Source organism: Taibaiella soli (assembly GCF_003236175.1).
GTDB lineage: Bacteria > Bacteroidota > Bacteroidia > Chitinophagales > Chitinophagaceae > QKTW01.
This window is the reverse complement of record NZ_QKTW01000003.1, coordinates 117,034-131,378: the sequence shown is the minus strand read 5'-3', so window position 1 is coordinate 131,378 and position 14,345 is coordinate 117,034. Positions and strand designations below refer to the sequence as shown.

Genomic DNA, 14,345 nt, shown 5'->3' with positions numbered 1-14,345 from the left:
AGCTTTAAGATTCGCAGCTACTTTACGTGCTTCGTAACGTTTATCGTTATGGTTATACACATTCAGCAACATGATTTTGGCAACCATGTCATCCGGATATTTAGCAGTACGTTTTTCGAAGAATTCCTCCGGTGTAAACGGTATTTGTTTTACTTCGTAAGGATCTGCTTTGGTATATGGCTTTGATGCGCCTGTTGCCGTCAGATTTGTGATGAGATGACCATTGGTGTCTGTGAAACGCACCATAAAATTAGAGTTGGTAATTTCACTGGCACCCAGCTGCAACAAAATGCGGTTGTAGCCTTTTTTCAGTTTGACAACATAGTTATACACATCGTTGTCTGTGTTTCTTTCCTCACTTTCTGAACCAACGAGAAAATCATTCACCCATATTTTCATCGAACCGGAAACGCCAACCATCATTACCACATCGCGATCTGTCTCGCTGTTGACGAATGTCTGCGAATAGATCAGCGAATTGGTGATGTCATATTGGTATTCGTTGTCCCACCAGCGGTCATTGCGCGGAACTGGCATATCAAACCAATATACCTGCGCGCCGGTCCTGTTGGTGAAATTGTATGTTTTATCAGGATGTGTGAGCACACCGTAATCTTTATTAAACCCGCTTCCGGAAGCATTTTCAAATGTACCTACCGTTGTCCACGGACCAATATCGGCCAGCTTTTTATAAGTCTCTCTGGCGTTTTCAATTTTACCCACATCCTCCATACGACTGGCAATTTGTTCGTAGGCAAATGAACGCGTGGTTTCATCCGCTTTCGGATCTTCGGCCAATTGTTCCAGGAATTGCTTCACTTCCTTGCTGGTAGCGCTTTCTCCGTAGGTAAATATTCCTGAATTGGATAAGGCATAAACATAAGCATATGGATTAGAGGAGCCATCAAAAAATGTTTTAAAATGACGAAAACCTTGTAGATAATGCCCGTTGCCAGCATCGATCAAAGCCAGAGCCAAAGAGGCTTTAGGGCCATCTTTTTCGTTTTTCTGTAATTTTTCAAAAACGGAAATCGCTTCAGCCCGTTTGTTTTGTTTCAGAAGGTCTATTCCCTGTTGATAAGATTGTGCAAATGCAGCTGTCATGGTGGACGCCACCAGTAGGGTCAATAATCCGAGACGTTTCATATTTTTCAAATCTAAAAATGCTTAATAGACTCACAAAATAAGCGTTTGCACGAATTTTAAAAGTAAATTTTTAAGGGTTTTTCAACCAACGTTTATACCTCTATTTTATTATCTGTCGCCTTAAATGAAGGAATCTGCTACCTTTGCGCGGCAACGTATCTCATGGCTGTATTTTACGATATCACAAAACTGCCCGCCTTTCACAATGCCGTGATTACCATCGGTACTTTCGACGGCGTACATCTCGGTCACCGGGCGATTCTCGGAGAACTGAAAAGATTGGCAGCAGAACGGCATGGCGAATCAGTGGTATTGACCTTTGAGCCGCATCCACGTAAATTGTTGTTTCCGGACCAGCCCTTAAAATTACTGACTCCGCTTTCAAAAAAAGTTTCGCTTATCATGGAAGCAGGCATACAACATGTAGTGGTAATTCCTTTTACGAAGGAATTCGCCAACCTTAGTGCCACCGAATACATCGAGCAATTTCTGGTAAAGAATTTCCACCCTGATTGCATCATCATTGGTTATGATCACAAATTCGGACATGACCGTACCGGTGATATTTCTTTGCTGAAGCAATATGCGGGCAAATGCCATTATCATGTAGATGAAATTCCTGCACAACTGATTGATGCCGCTGCTGTGAGTTCTACGAAAATCCGTAAAGCACTCAATGATGGCCGCGTTGCCGAGGCTACACATATGCTCGGCCGCCCGTACAGTGTTGAAGGAACAGTAATCGCCGGCGCACAGCGAGGCCGTACGATTGGTTACCCTACTGCCAATATCCGCCCATCTGATCCGGAACAACTAGTACCTGCAAATGGTGTATACGCTGTTCGTGTGCGTCACAATGAAACCTGGCTAAATGGCATGCTGAACATCGGTTTCAACCCTACGGTGACCACAGAGAAGATCCGCCATATCGAGGTAAACCTATTTGATTTCAACGCAGATATTTACAACGAAACGCTGGAAGTGGCTTTTATTTCCCGCCTTCGCGATGAAAAGAAATTCGGATCGCTGGATGAACTGAAACAAGCACTGCACAACGATAAAGAGACTGCAACGCAAATATTAACCCCCAACCCCTAAAGGGGAGTTACAGCGCGGGTATCTGCCTCCTCTAACTCTTCCAAAGAAGGAGAACTTCACATTACGTGAGATGCCTCCTGCGTCGGCATAACAAACACGCGTAATTGTTCATGTTTTACAGCATGAGTATAGTAAAACGAGGGTCACCCCTGAGCGGAGACGAAGCCACATTGCAAGATTCACACAACAACACAAGTAACTGTCCATTGTCAACTGTCAATTGATATTTTGACTTTTGACTTTAAGAAAGTGCCAATTCCATTTTCCCAATCATCTCTTTCAATAATTCACTATCGTCGGTAAGGTTATCGATACCAACTGCGTAAGTACTGTATTTAGCGAGCAACATCAGACAGCGTTCTACTTTAGGCAACGGACAACGCTGTGCGGCAGCCATGATTTCCCGCAAGCGGCTCGGATAAGTACCAAGTGCTGCAGCGGCTTCTTTCTCCGGCTTGCCTTGTAAAAACTGCGCCTGATACATCCGGTTGAAATGAGTATAAAATGCGCCAACTACTAACGGCATCGGTGCCGATTTTGGATTGGAAATAAAATAAGACAGCATGCGGTACAACTTCTCTTTGTTGCCACTCGTCAATGCTTCCGGGAATTCGAAAATATTGTAATCACGGCTGATACCAATGTATTTCTGGATAAGCTGCGCCGTCAGTTCTTTGTCTTCGGGAACGTTGATCCGTACTTTTTGTATTTCATTGGCAATTTTCTGCAGATCGTTACCGAGATAAGTTGCCAGAATTTCAGACTCACGATGACCAATTTTAAATCCGATCTGATCACCATATTGGTTAATCCAGCCAGGCACCTGCTCGTCTCTGATCTTTTCGGATGTGAAATAGAAACCTTTCTCCTTAGCCAGTTTCACGACTTTACTTCTTCCATCCGCTTTCTTAAAACGGTGTTCAATGAGGAAAACGGTTGATGGCGATGGTTTTTCAATATAGCCCGCTAATTCTCCGAAATCTTTCAGTTGTGATGCCTCTTTCAGAATCACCACCTGGCGCTCGGCAAACATGGGAAAACGGCGACAGGCGTTGACCACATCCGCCCAGCTTACTTCTTTACCATAAAGCACCATCAGGTTAAAATCCTTTTCCGAGGGCTGCAAAATCTGATCCTCAAAATACTCCGTGATCTGATCCAGATAATACGGTTCCTCCCCGTCTATCAGGTACACAGGCGCATATTGTTTGGATTGCAGCGATTGAATCAGTTTTTTAAACTCGGCGGTCATGGATGCAAAAGTAATGGTCAATGGTGAATGGTCAATACCCTATCCTCTGAAAGGGTATCATTGCGCGAGCATCCACATTTATTAAACAATATTTCAAATTGTCAGTTGCATGTTCTGAACTGTTAGCGAAGCCCGCGCTAAGACGCCCCTTCAGGGGATGGGGGTGTTTGGGTATTAATTATTTCCATCTCCGGAATTATGTTCCTGTAATTACTCATGCTCAGCAATACTTTCGCTGCGGTAGCCACATCTTGCGAACAATATTTTGCAATGCGCTCCAAATTCTGTTCTTTCCAGTACACATCTGCAACCATGCTACCATCAATATCATCTTTGGGTGAAGGAATACCGAAAATTTCCGCAAGAAGTCCTAATGAAGTAAAATGTTTGTGGTCTCCGAATTTCCATTGTTCCAGCGTATCGATGTGTGAAACTTCCCATGGGCGCTTTCCGCCAAGGTCCAGATATGGCGGCAACGGAATGCCATTTATCATCATTCTGCGGCAGATAAAAGGGATGTCAAACTCCTTAATATTATGGCCGCAAAAACGAAAATTGCGATGATTGTCTGCAAACTTTTTTACTGCGTCATTAAACGAATTTAGTAACGCAAATTCATCGTCTCCATGGATCGATTTGAGTAATAAATTCCATTCTTTTTCTTTTTTAACCAGGCAACCAAGGCCAATACACACTATTTTGGCGAATTCCGAGTAAATCCCCGCCCGCTCACTAAAAAGTTCTTCGTCTGTAGCACTTTCAGCATTCGCGTTTTTTATATATCTTGCTTTATGAAGCCAATGTTCCTGCAAACCCGGGGAAATTTGGGAAAATAATGGGGCACATGGCACGGTTTCTATATCGATAAAAAGGACCGCACTTAATTGGTCAGCAGTAAAATTCATTGAGCATATTTATAACTAAAAGTAAAACAAAAAACACGTTGCACATGAGTCAAGAAATGAATCAACCGACATCTCAACAAAACCCGTCAAAAGGTCCGAATCAATCTCCCAAAAGCAACACCAATCTCATCTTTGGGATTATCATTGCCGCACTCGCCGCTATCATTATCTATTTACTCATCGACAGAAATAAGCTTTCTACCCAGAATCAACAAATGGTCACAACGGTAGACTCTACCATCCTGGACCGTAACACTGTCAAGGGAGAATATGACGCCGCTCTGGCAAGACTGGATGACCTGGTTTCGAAAAACACTGCGCTGAACAAAGAAATCACTGATAAAGACGGTGAAATCGCAAAAATGAAAGCGGAAGTGCAATCAATCATGAGCAAGTCAAACGCATCTAAAGCAGAACTGCGCCGCGCTCATCAATTGATCGAAGAACTGAACGGTAAAGTAAAAGGTTACGAAGAACGCATTGCTGAACTAGAAGGCGAAAACAAAAATTTGACTGACGCGAATACGTCACTGACCAAAGAACGTGACTCCACAGTGACCGCAAACACAGGCTTGCAACAAAAAGTACGTCTGGGCGCGGTATTGCACGCTTCTAATATTCGCATGGTTCCAATTGATCTGCGTCGTGGTGGTAAAAAAGAAAAAGAAACAGAAAAAGCTAAACGTGTAGATCTTCTGCGCATTTATTTCGATATCGATGAAAACCGCATCGCCGAAAACGGTCCGAAAGAACTGTATCTGCGTGTTTCTGGTCCTGATGGCAAACTGCTGAGCAATGCTGCTTACGGATCAGGTATTACAACTACAGCTGACGGCGCGTCTCTGAACTATACGATGGTTAAAACGGTTCAACTGCAGCAAAATCAGCCAGTGAAAGACGTAACAATCGACTGGCATCAAGACAGCGACTACCAAAAAGGTACATACGCTATCGAAATTTATAACGATGGTTATAAAGTAGGCAGCGGCAGTGTAACACTGCACTAAGCAAACAATTTTCATAATAGTGTAAAAAGCCTCCACAGTATGCTGTGGAGGCTTTTTATTTTCCTGCTACTACATTAAATTTATTTACGCTAAATCCTAAAAAATGAAAAAAACATTACTATTTCTCCTTTCTGTAGCCTCTTTTATCGGCGTCTATGCACAGCCTGTTATTCATGGGTATGATGTAAATCCGGTGCCAGGAGAAACAATTGAAATAAAATCGAAAAACAATCAATCTTTAAATTTAGGAGCAAACGGGGCAAATCAAGCGTGGGATTTTTCCAATTTATCGCAAACCCAAGGTTACATTAATACAATTACATCTGCTTACTCATCGCCCGTTGGTACACCGGGGGCATTTTCATTCCCAGACGCGAACCTTCGCATTCAATACAATCCGTCAGACACTATTTATTATTATTACAATGCTGACAGTAGCAGCTACAAATACCTCGGATATGGGGATACTTCGGGTGGGGCCATTGGCTGGGTAACAAATCCTCGTTCGGTTTTTAGATATCCGCTTACTTACAATACGCACTATATAGACACAATTAATGAAATTTTTACTGCGCCGTCAAGTAACGACACGGAGACCACACACGGTATCATTGATCGCAATGTCGTTGCTTATGGAAGTTTGACGTTGCCTTCTGGCACATTTAACAACGTATTAAAAATAACTAGTACCACCACAGATACTACTTACATGCAACAAGACATTTACATAGATCTAACCATAGAAACCTATTGGCTGTATCCTGGCATTCACACGCCTCTACTATATTCTGAAAGTGATTTCGGGCAAATTTTTCATCCCAACGGATCGATAACGAATACGGGCGGCACTTCTTTCTTTTATGCAACTGGTACCCCAACTGCAGTCAACGAAATTGTCGCTAAGAAATACAAGGTTACCTGCTTTCCGAATCCCGCACAGAATACCGTCAATCTTGGTTTCGAGCTAAAACAGCCAGGCGATGTAGTGGTAAAAGTGATGGCTGCTAATGGTACCGTAGTGCTTAAGCAAGAAAATCATTATGGTCAATCCGGCGCCACAACACTACCGTTAAACATCAATCAGCTCGCCGCCGGCATTTATTTTGCAGATCTGAACATTTCCGGCGTGCATATTAATCAACAATTCATAAAAAATTAACCAGTTTTACCAACTGGATGCCAGCAAGTAAAGTGCCACTTAACATTAAATACGCGCTATGTTAACACAAACATAATACGCCTCCCAACTTTAGTTAACTTTACGTGTCCTATTATTGCGTCAGGAAATTATGGAAGTGCTACCAGGAAAAATACTAATCGTAGATGATGAACCAGATATCGTGGAATTCATCAGTTATAACCTCAAGAGCAAGGGTTATCATATTTCTACAGCTCGCGATGGTGTTGAAGCGATCCGCAAGGCTCGTGAATTTATGCCAGATCTCATTCTACTCGATGTGATGATGCCAAACAAAGACGGTATTGAAACGCTGAAAGAACTGCGTCAGATGCCAGACTTTGAAAATACGGCCATCATTTTCCTCACCGCTTTGAGCGATGAAAAATCAGAAATCGCCGGTCTTAAAACTGGTGCTGATGACTATATCGCCAAACCAATCAAACCGGAACTGCTGGCCACGCGTATCAGCGCTGCGCTCCGCCGTACCCGCAAAGAGGAAGATCAGGAGCAGAAACTCAATTTCGGCGATCTGGAAATCAACAAAACGAAATTCAGCGTTACTTACAAAGCGGAAGAAATTTCGCTCGCGAAAAAAGAATTTGAATTGCTGACATTGCTGGCTTCTAAACCAGGCCGCGTGTTTTTACGTAATGAAATTCTGCAACGCGTTTGGGGTACGGATGTAATTGTAGGTGATCGCACGATCGACGTGCATATCCGCAAGATCCGCCAGAAGGTAGGGATTGATCTGATTACAACGGTGAAAGGTGTAGGTTACAAATTTGAAATGGCGTAGTTTTAAACCATGTCTTTTCTTGATACAAAAAACCTTTCCCCAAGATTACTGTCGTTCATTACGGCATTAATCATTTCATCAGCCAACGCCTTACTCAGTCTTATTGTAAAATCGGAATGGTATTTACCGATTATAGTATTTGTGATCACTTTTGTGATCACTTATTCTTTATACTACTATACCCTGCAGCGTTTTATTTACCGCAAGATCAAACTGATCTATAAATTTATCTACCAGACTAAAGCAACCAAAAAAGAAGAGTTTTTCTACAACAATATTCTCCCGCAGAAATCGATTGAAGAAGTAAGCAAGGATGTGCAGAAATGGGCAACACAGAAGAAAGACGAAATTGAATCGCTGCAGGAAAATGAACGTTTCCGCAAGGAATTTCTCAGTAACCTGGCACATGAGTTGCGCACGCCAATCTTTACAGTGCAGGGTTATGTAGATACATTACTCGGTGGTGCACTGGAAGATCCGAATGTCAATAAAAAATTCCTTACAAACGCTTCCAAAGGCATTGATCGCCTCGTACAGCTGGTCGATGACCTGAATCAGATTTCCAAGCTGGAATCCGGTAAAATTCCAATTATCCAGGAATCGTTCGTTATCCAGGATTTAATTAAAGACATCTACGAAGAGCTTTCGCTGAAAGCAAAGGAAAAAAATATTCACCTCGAATTTAAAAAGGGCACAGAACGACCAATCGTCGTTTATGCAGACAAACCAAAAATCCACCAGGTGTTGGTCAATCTGGTTGAAAACGGCATGAAATACGGCTATGAAGGCGGTTCTGTAACTGCAGGCTGTTATGAAATGGATGAAGGACATGTCTACGTAGAAATTTCAGATGATGGTCCTGGTATCGGCGAAGAACATCTGCCGCGTATTTTCGAACGTTTCTACCGGGCCGATCGCAGCCGGGCCCGCAATATCGGCGGTACAGGTCTTGGCCTCGCTATTGTGAAACACATCGTAGAAGCCCACAATCAAACCGTTACCGTCCGTAGTAAACTCGGAGTAGGCTCATCGTTTGGGTTTACGCTGGATCATGGACGCACTTCTTAATGTGACGAATGTGTCTAAATGCGATCAATGTGAACCCACATGCACATTAATCACATTCAACATATTTAGCACATCGCCCATTTAACGAATTAACGAATTGACCAATTGCCCAAATAGCTGAATTGTCGTAATTTTGCAGCGCAATTACGCTCTTTTAAAATTCAGCTTAATATAATATGACTCCGCAAAAAATTACTATGGGTGCTGATGGAAAACTCCAGGTGCCTGACTACCCAGTTATTCCTTTCATTGAAGGCGACGGCATCGGCCCGGATGTATGGAGCGCCAGCAGAACTGTTATCGACGCAGCTGTAGAGAAAGCCTACAACGGAAAACGCCGCATCGAATGGAAAGAAATGCTGGCCGGAGAAAAAGCTTTTAACCAAACGGGACAATGGCTGCCAGCCGAAACACTGGATGTTGCCCGTGAATATATTGTTTCTATCAAAGGACCCCTTACTACACCTGTAGGCGGTGGTATCCGTTCCCTCAACGTTGCACTGCGCCAGGAACTCGACCTGTTCGTTTGTCTGCGTCCGGTACAATGGTTCCAGGGTGTGCCTTCACCGGTGAAGCATCCGGAAAATGTGGACATGGTAATCTTCCGTGAAAACACTGAGGATATCTACGCCGGCATCGAATTTAACTACGACTCTCCTGAAGCGAAAAAAGTATTCGCTTTGCTGCAGGAACTGGGTGTTTCTAAAAAAGTACGTTTCCCGGAAACAACTTCATTTGGTGTAAAACCAGTTTCTAAAGACGGTTCTGAGCGCCTCATCCGTTCGGCCATCGAATATGCTATTGAACATCACCGTCCAACTGTGACCTTGGTGCACAAAGGCAATATCATGAAATTTACCGAAGGTGGTTTCAAAAACTGGGGCTATGAACTGGCTACCCGCGAGTTTGGTGATAAAGTCTACACCTGGGCTCAATGGGAAGAAACTAAGAAAAACCTCGGTGAAGAAGCGGCCAACGAAGAAATCAAAATGGCAAAGGCAAACGGTAAAATCATCGTAAATGATGTGATTGCCGATAACTTCCTGCAGCAAATCCTGCTGGCGCCGAAAGATTTCGCGGTAGTAGCTACGCTGAATCTCAACGGTGACTATATTTCTGACGCGCTGGCTGCGGCTGTTGGAGGCATCGGTATCGCTCCGGGTGCAAACATCAACTACGTAACTGGTCACGCAGTATTCGAAGCGACACACGGTACCGCACCGCGCTTTGCAAATACCGACACGATGAATCCGTCTTCTCTGCTGCTGAGCGGTGTGATGATGCTGGAATACATGGGTTGGAAAGAAGCTGCGGATTCAATTGTAAACGCACTGAGCACAACAATCATGCGCAAACGCGTTACAATCGATTTCTACAACCTGATGAACGATGCAACCTTGCTGAAAACAAGCGAGTTCGCACACGAACTGGTTAAAAACCTCTAATCTATTTCTGCTTTAGATTAACTACAAAGGAAAGTCCGCCAATTGGCGGACTTTATTTTTTCATATTTGCGCTCAAAAAAAATTTAGCTTGGTAATAGCCGCTTTTGAAGAATAATGACTCCGCTGCTTCAAAAATGGCATGAAAATTGCGCTAAGTCATTCGTTATCTGCAACATGTCGCAGGAAAAGAAAAAAATCAAATATAAGTAGAAACCCCTGGTAACAGTTGTATTAAAACATATTACTTTCACATCATCAATCAGAAATTATGAAAAGAATCTTACTCATGTTTTCCCTGCTCATTACTGCAGGACTCGCGAAAGCACAAATTACCATCCAGGATAACATCATTGCAGCTGCCGGTGATACATTCCGCTACAGCACGCCGGTAGACAGCAACCTGTCATTGGCCACAGGTGCTAATATGAGTTGGGATTTTTCAACAATGGTTATGGACACACAAAATGTTCAGAGCTGGAAAACGGTAGCACAGGCAAATTCCGGTTTCATTTTATTTGGTGTTCCCACCAATGCTTTTGGTTTCAAACTGATTGACTCTATTGGCTTCGGCGGTATTACGGTACACGATCCTTATACATTCTTCCTGAAAAGAACGAACGGTTCTGCATCCAGCTTAAATGCTGTAGCCTACGGCATTACCCTCATGGGCCTTCCGGTAGCAGCAAACTATCAGGATGAAGACGAATGGTACATCTTCCCAATGAACTTTGGGAACCACGACAGCACCACTTTTGCATTTAGTGCTTCGGTACCTAGTGTCGGTTCACTAAAAGGTAAAGGTTACCGTATTTCTGATGTAGATGGCTGGGGTACTATTAAAACGCCTTATTATCCTACGGCTACCAGCTGTTTGCGCCTTGCGTCTACATCAGTGGAAACTGATTCTATCACTTACAACGGTGCTTCATTCGCGATCACCAGAAGCACAACCGATTACTACTGGCTGACTCAAAACGATCAATTCCCGGCATTGTGGATTGAAACCGCTACCGTTAGTGGCGTTACTGTTCCGATGTTTACCCGCTACCGTGATATCTACCGTACAAAACCTACCGGTATCAACAATGTAACTGTTCAAAAAGTAGCTGTTAGCGCTTATCCGAATCCGTCTAACGGCGTTTTCCACATCAATATTCCTGCAAACTGGCGTGAATTTGCAATTGAAGTATATGATATGAGCGGCAAACTGGTAGCAGCTCAAGGTGGTAAAGCAGATATCGACCTCAGCAAGCAAGCTGCAGGACAGTATCTGGTTCGCACATCTAACGGTGCTGATCAGATCGGCTTTACAACGATCCAGAAATTATAAGTCTGAAAATTCAAATAAGCTTTTACACATAGCCGCTGTTCACAGCGGCTTTTTTTGTCACCATAAATTGAACCGAAAGGTTCTCGCGGCGACACAACCGCTCGATGCTCCAAACAATCGGAAAGATTGCCATGTCGTACTTCTTCGCAATGATCCGTTTTTTGTATTACTCACGTTGAATTCTACAATCCCGTGTTGGGCGAGTGTCTTGTTACCTCGACATGACATGAAATTATATAACCCGTGCTTTTGACTTTTGACCTTTGACTTTTGACTTTTTAATTACCTAATTTTACCGCGTCAAAATCAGCACAATGCATTCCAACATTGCGTCGTATATCGATCATACAATTCTGAAACCAACGACTACAGTCGCCGACATCAAACAGCTGTGCGAAGAAGCCATTCAATATTCCTTCGCCGCAGTTTGCGTACCGCCGTACTTTGTAAAAATGGCCAAGCAGTTACTGGAGGGTTCGCCGGTAAAAACAGCAACCGTTATTGGCTTTCCATTTGGCTACAGCAGCGTTGGTGCCAAGCAAGAAGAGATCAGACAGGCACTGGCCGATGGCGTGGACGAGCTGGATATTGTACATAATATTGCTGCATTAAAAAATAACGACTGGACATTACTCGAGGAAGAAATCGGCTCGTGTACAAAGCTGGCACATAATGCCGGAAAAAAAATAAAGGTGATCATTGAAAGCGGCGAACTCACTGATGCTGAAATAATAGCCTGCTGCCAACATTATGCACCTTTTGGCATAGATTTTATGAAAACATCTACCGGTTATGCTCCTAGTGGTGCGTCCATCCATGCAGTGCAATTAATGCGATCTCATTTGTCGGAAAATATTGAGATCAAAGCATCAGGTGGTATTCGTAGCTTCGCAGCGGCTCAGGAAATGATTGACGCCGGCGCTACACGCATCGGTTGTTCGGCTGGTGTGCAAATAGTAAAAGAAGCTACCGCTCAATAATTCCGACCAAAAACATTTATTCATGCGATTGTTTCTAAGTTTTTTCTTTTGCCTTTGCTGCAGCGCTCTTACGGGCTTTGCACAGATGAAGGTTTCTTATAGCGCCAATGATACCGGCGGAGTTGTTATTCATGCAGACTCCAGGCTGGCACTTGTCACCAAAAGCCACGCACCACAGCAACGGAACTACATTCGCTCCACACACGGCTTCCGCGTACAGATATACAGCGGCAGCGATCGTGCTAAGGCATCCGAAATAAAGCTTGATTTTATGCGTCGCTTTCCCGGTATCCGTACCTATATGACATATGTACAACCGCAATTCCGCGTAAAAGTGGGTGATTTTGCGACGCGGGCAGAAGCACAAAAAATATATCAACAAGTCAGCACTTTATATTCCCCTTGTATGATTGTGCCAGACATTGTAGAATTAACCAACACACAAAAAGATGATTAACGAAATACGCCAAAAAGTAGAAGAACACTTTTCTGAAATACAGGCGATCCGCCATCATATTCATGCACATCCGGAACTTTCATTTGAAGAGTACCAGACGTCTAATTTCATTGCTTCGAAACTGACGGAATATGGTATCACCAATCAAACGGTAGTTGCCGGCACTGGCGTCATCGCATTAATTGAAGGGAAAAATCCGGGCAAACGTTGTATTGCACTTCGTTCTGAACTTGATGCGCTGCCTATTCTCGAAGCTAATAATGTAGCCTACCGTTCTCAAAACGAAGGTGTCATGCATGCATGTGGTCATGATGTACACACAACTTGCCTGCTCAGTGCGGCGCGCATTCTCAACGAAATGAAAGACGAATGGGAAGGCACGATTAAACTGATTTTTCAACCCGGTGAAGAAAAACATCCGGGCGGTGCAAGCTTACTAATTGCTGCTGGTGTATTGGAAAATCCGTGTCCGCAGGCAATCATTGCACAGCACGTATACCCTACGCTGCCCGCCGGTGTGGTTGGTTTCCGTTCGGGTCAATATATGGCGAGCACGGATGAAATTTATATTACGGTAGAAGGAAAAGGCGGTCATGCCGCTTTACCAAACACCACAATTGATCCGATTGCGATCGCTGCACAACTCATCACCAATCTGCAACAGGTCGTTTCGCGCAAAGCGAATCCTATTATCCCGACGGTGTTAAGTTTCGGACGCATCAGCGGCGGACATGTGAATAATGTAATTCCAGACAAAGTGGAAATTGAAGGTACATTCCGCACGATGGATGAAAAATGGCGCAATGAAGCGCATCAGTGGATTAAAGACATCACGCATCATACTTGCGCTGCATACGGGGCAACGAGCACGGTGGAAATTCCGAAGGGTTATCCATCTTTGTTCAATGACCCTGTGTTTACTGCACAAGCCGAATCATGGGCGAAACAATTTCTCGGCGATAACAATGTAAAACTGCTGGATCTCCGTATGACAGCTGATGATTTTGCATTTTACTCACACGAAGTTCCCGGTTGTTTTTACCGCTTGGGAACCAACAGAGGAGGTACTGAATTTACTGCGTCTGTACACAATGCCCATTTTGACATTGATGAAGATGCCCTGAAAACAGGCACTGGTTTGATGACCTGGCTGGCGCTGAATGCGCTGGGGCAATAGTGAATGGTGAATGGTGACAAACGTGAAACGTCAAAAGTCAACTCATTTAAACATACAAGAAAGCGCTCCGAAGGAGCGCTTTCTTCTTATATATAATTCACTGGCGCGAGCGTTAGCGAAGCGCTCTCGTGTCTATATTACATAGCAGTCTCTGACTGCCGATTGTCCAAACTGGCGAGTCTTCCAAGCTCGATTCTTGTTCAATGAATTCAGTCCGATTGTATCGGCACTAATTTTATTTGGGCGTGCCCCTGCGGGTCGGGCTATTCACTGCAAGTCCTCGCTTCGCTGCGGGCTTTCCGTTTCTATCCCTCACGCAACCTCCACTCGCGCCAGATTAATGATGCACATGCCTTCTGTGCCGGAATCGATGCACTAAATAATGTACGCCCCATTCCATCGCTTTCACCAAAAGAAATAGTACTATCAGAACTCCGAGTAACGGCAACCAGTTTCCACCTCCTCTCATAATGACTGATTTTTGTTATCCTAAATTTACGATAA

Annotated in this window: 12 protein-coding genes; 10 read left to right on the top strand and 2 right to left on the bottom strand. The window is 43.8% G+C overall.

Annotated features, from left to right (window positions below; genetic code table 11):
- Positions 1-1,308: 1,308 nt before the first annotated feature.
- Entirely contained in the window at positions 1,309-2,244 is a 936-nt protein-coding gene (locus DN068_RS02395) for a bifunctional riboflavin kinase/FAD synthetase (protein ID WP_110997288.1), read from the top strand.
- Between the two features lie 241 nt (positions 2,245-2,485).
- On the opposite strand, the gene holA is transcribed toward DN068_RS02395, so the two are convergent.
- Positions 2,486-3,496 carry a DNA polymerase III subunit delta gene (holA, locus tag DN068_RS02390; RefSeq protein ID WP_110997287.1) on the bottom strand — a complete coding sequence of 337 codons (1,011 nt, stop codon included), beginning with the start codon at positions 3,494-3,496 and terminating at the stop codon, positions 2,486-2,488.
- Between the two features lie 137 nt (positions 3,497-3,633).
- Positions 3,634-4,401, bottom strand: a complete 768-nt coding sequence (locus DN068_RS02385; protein ID WP_110997286.1) for a 3'-5' exonuclease — start codon at positions 4,399-4,401, stop codon at positions 3,634-3,636.
- 44 nt (positions 4,402-4,445) lie between these two features.
- Between DN068_RS02385 and DN068_RS02380 the strand changes: the two genes are divergently transcribed.
- From DN068_RS02380 to DN068_RS02340, 9 genes are all read left to right on the top strand, one after another.
- Positions 4,446-5,408 (top strand): hypothetical protein, encoded by a 963-nt coding sequence (locus DN068_RS02380; RefSeq protein WP_110997285.1) that lies wholly within the window; start codon positions 4,446-4,448, stop codon positions 5,406-5,408.
- A gap of 103 nt (positions 5,409-5,511) precedes the next feature.
- Complete coding sequence (locus tag DN068_RS02375) at positions 5,512-6,567, top strand: T9SS type A sorting domain-containing protein (protein WP_110997284.1); 1,056 nt, start codon at positions 5,512-5,514, stop codon at positions 6,565-6,567.
- A gap of 130 nt (positions 6,568-6,697) precedes the next feature.
- Positions 6,698-7,384 carry a response regulator transcription factor gene (locus DN068_RS02370; protein WP_110997283.1) on the top strand — a complete coding sequence of 229 codons (687 nt, stop codon included), beginning with the start codon at positions 6,698-6,700 and terminating at the stop codon, positions 7,382-7,384.
- 9 nt (positions 7,385-7,393) lie between these two features.
- Positions 7,394-8,452: a sensor histidine kinase gene (locus DN068_RS02365; protein ID WP_110997282.1), complete on the top strand. Its 1,059-nt coding sequence runs from the start codon at positions 7,394-7,396 to the stop codon at positions 8,450-8,452.
- Between the two features lie 176 nt (positions 8,453-8,628).
- Complete coding sequence (icd, locus tag DN068_RS02360; protein WP_110997281.1) at positions 8,629-9,897, top strand: NADP-dependent isocitrate dehydrogenase; 1,269 nt, start codon at positions 8,629-8,631, stop codon at positions 9,895-9,897.
- A 268-nt stretch (positions 9,898-10,165) separates the two neighbouring features.
- The gene (locus tag DN068_RS02355) at positions 10,166-11,227 is read left to right on the top strand and encodes a T9SS type A sorting domain-containing protein (RefSeq protein WP_110997280.1); all 1,062 of its coding nucleotides are present in this window, start codon (positions 10,166-10,168) and stop codon (positions 11,225-11,227) included.
- Positions 11,228-11,541: 314 nt separating this feature from the next.
- On the top strand, positions 11,542-12,207 hold the full coding sequence (deoC, locus tag DN068_RS02350) for a deoxyribose-phosphate aldolase (RefSeq protein WP_110997279.1): 666 nt from the start codon (positions 11,542-11,544) through the stop codon (positions 12,205-12,207).
- A gap of 22 nt (positions 12,208-12,229) precedes the next feature.
- Positions 12,230-12,664: an SPOR domain-containing protein gene (locus tag DN068_RS02345; protein ID WP_110997278.1), complete on the top strand. Its 435-nt coding sequence runs from the start codon at positions 12,230-12,232 to the stop codon at positions 12,662-12,664.
- A complete protein-coding gene (locus DN068_RS02340) occupies positions 12,657-13,841 on the top strand; it encodes a M20 metallopeptidase family protein (RefSeq protein ID WP_110997277.1) in 1,185 nt (394 codons plus the stop codon). Before DN068_RS02345 ends, DN068_RS02340 begins: the two co-directional genes overlap by 8 nt.
- Positions 13,842-14,345: the final 504 nt, after the last annotated feature.

Coding starts and splice junctions, on each gene's coding strand:
- DN068_RS02395 (WP_110997288.1), top strand. CDS start 1,309: ATGGCTGTATTTTACGATATCACAAAACTGCCCGCCTTTCACAATGCC.
- holA (WP_110997287.1), bottom strand. CDS start 3,496: ATGACCGCCGAGTTTAAAAAACTGATTCAATCGCTGCAATCCAAACAA.
- DN068_RS02385 (WP_110997286.1), bottom strand. CDS start 4,401: ATGAATTTTACTGCTGACCAATTAAGTGCGGTCCTTTTTATCGATATA.
- DN068_RS02380 (WP_110997285.1), top strand. CDS start 4,446: ATGAGTCAAGAAATGAATCAACCGACATCTCAACAAAACCCGTCAAAA.
- DN068_RS02375 (WP_110997284.1), top strand. CDS start 5,512: ATGAAAAAAACATTACTATTTCTCCTTTCTGTAGCCTCTTTTATCGGC.
- DN068_RS02370 (WP_110997283.1), top strand. CDS start 6,698: ATGGAAGTGCTACCAGGAAAAATACTAATCGTAGATGATGAACCAGAT.
- DN068_RS02365 (WP_110997282.1), top strand. CDS start 7,394: ATGTCTTTTCTTGATACAAAAAACCTTTCCCCAAGATTACTGTCGTTC.
- icd (WP_110997281.1), top strand. CDS start 8,629: ATGACTCCGCAAAAAATTACTATGGGTGCTGATGGAAAACTCCAGGTG.
- DN068_RS02355 (WP_110997280.1), top strand. CDS start 10,166: ATGAAAAGAATCTTACTCATGTTTTCCCTGCTCATTACTGCAGGACTC.
- deoC (WP_110997279.1), top strand. CDS start 11,542: ATGCATTCCAACATTGCGTCGTATATCGATCATACAATTCTGAAACCA.
- DN068_RS02345 (WP_110997278.1), top strand. CDS start 12,230: ATGCGATTGTTTCTAAGTTTTTTCTTTTGCCTTTGCTGCAGCGCTCTT.
- DN068_RS02340 (WP_110997277.1), top strand. CDS start 12,657: ATGATTAACGAAATACGCCAAAAAGTAGAAGAACACTTTTCTGAAATA.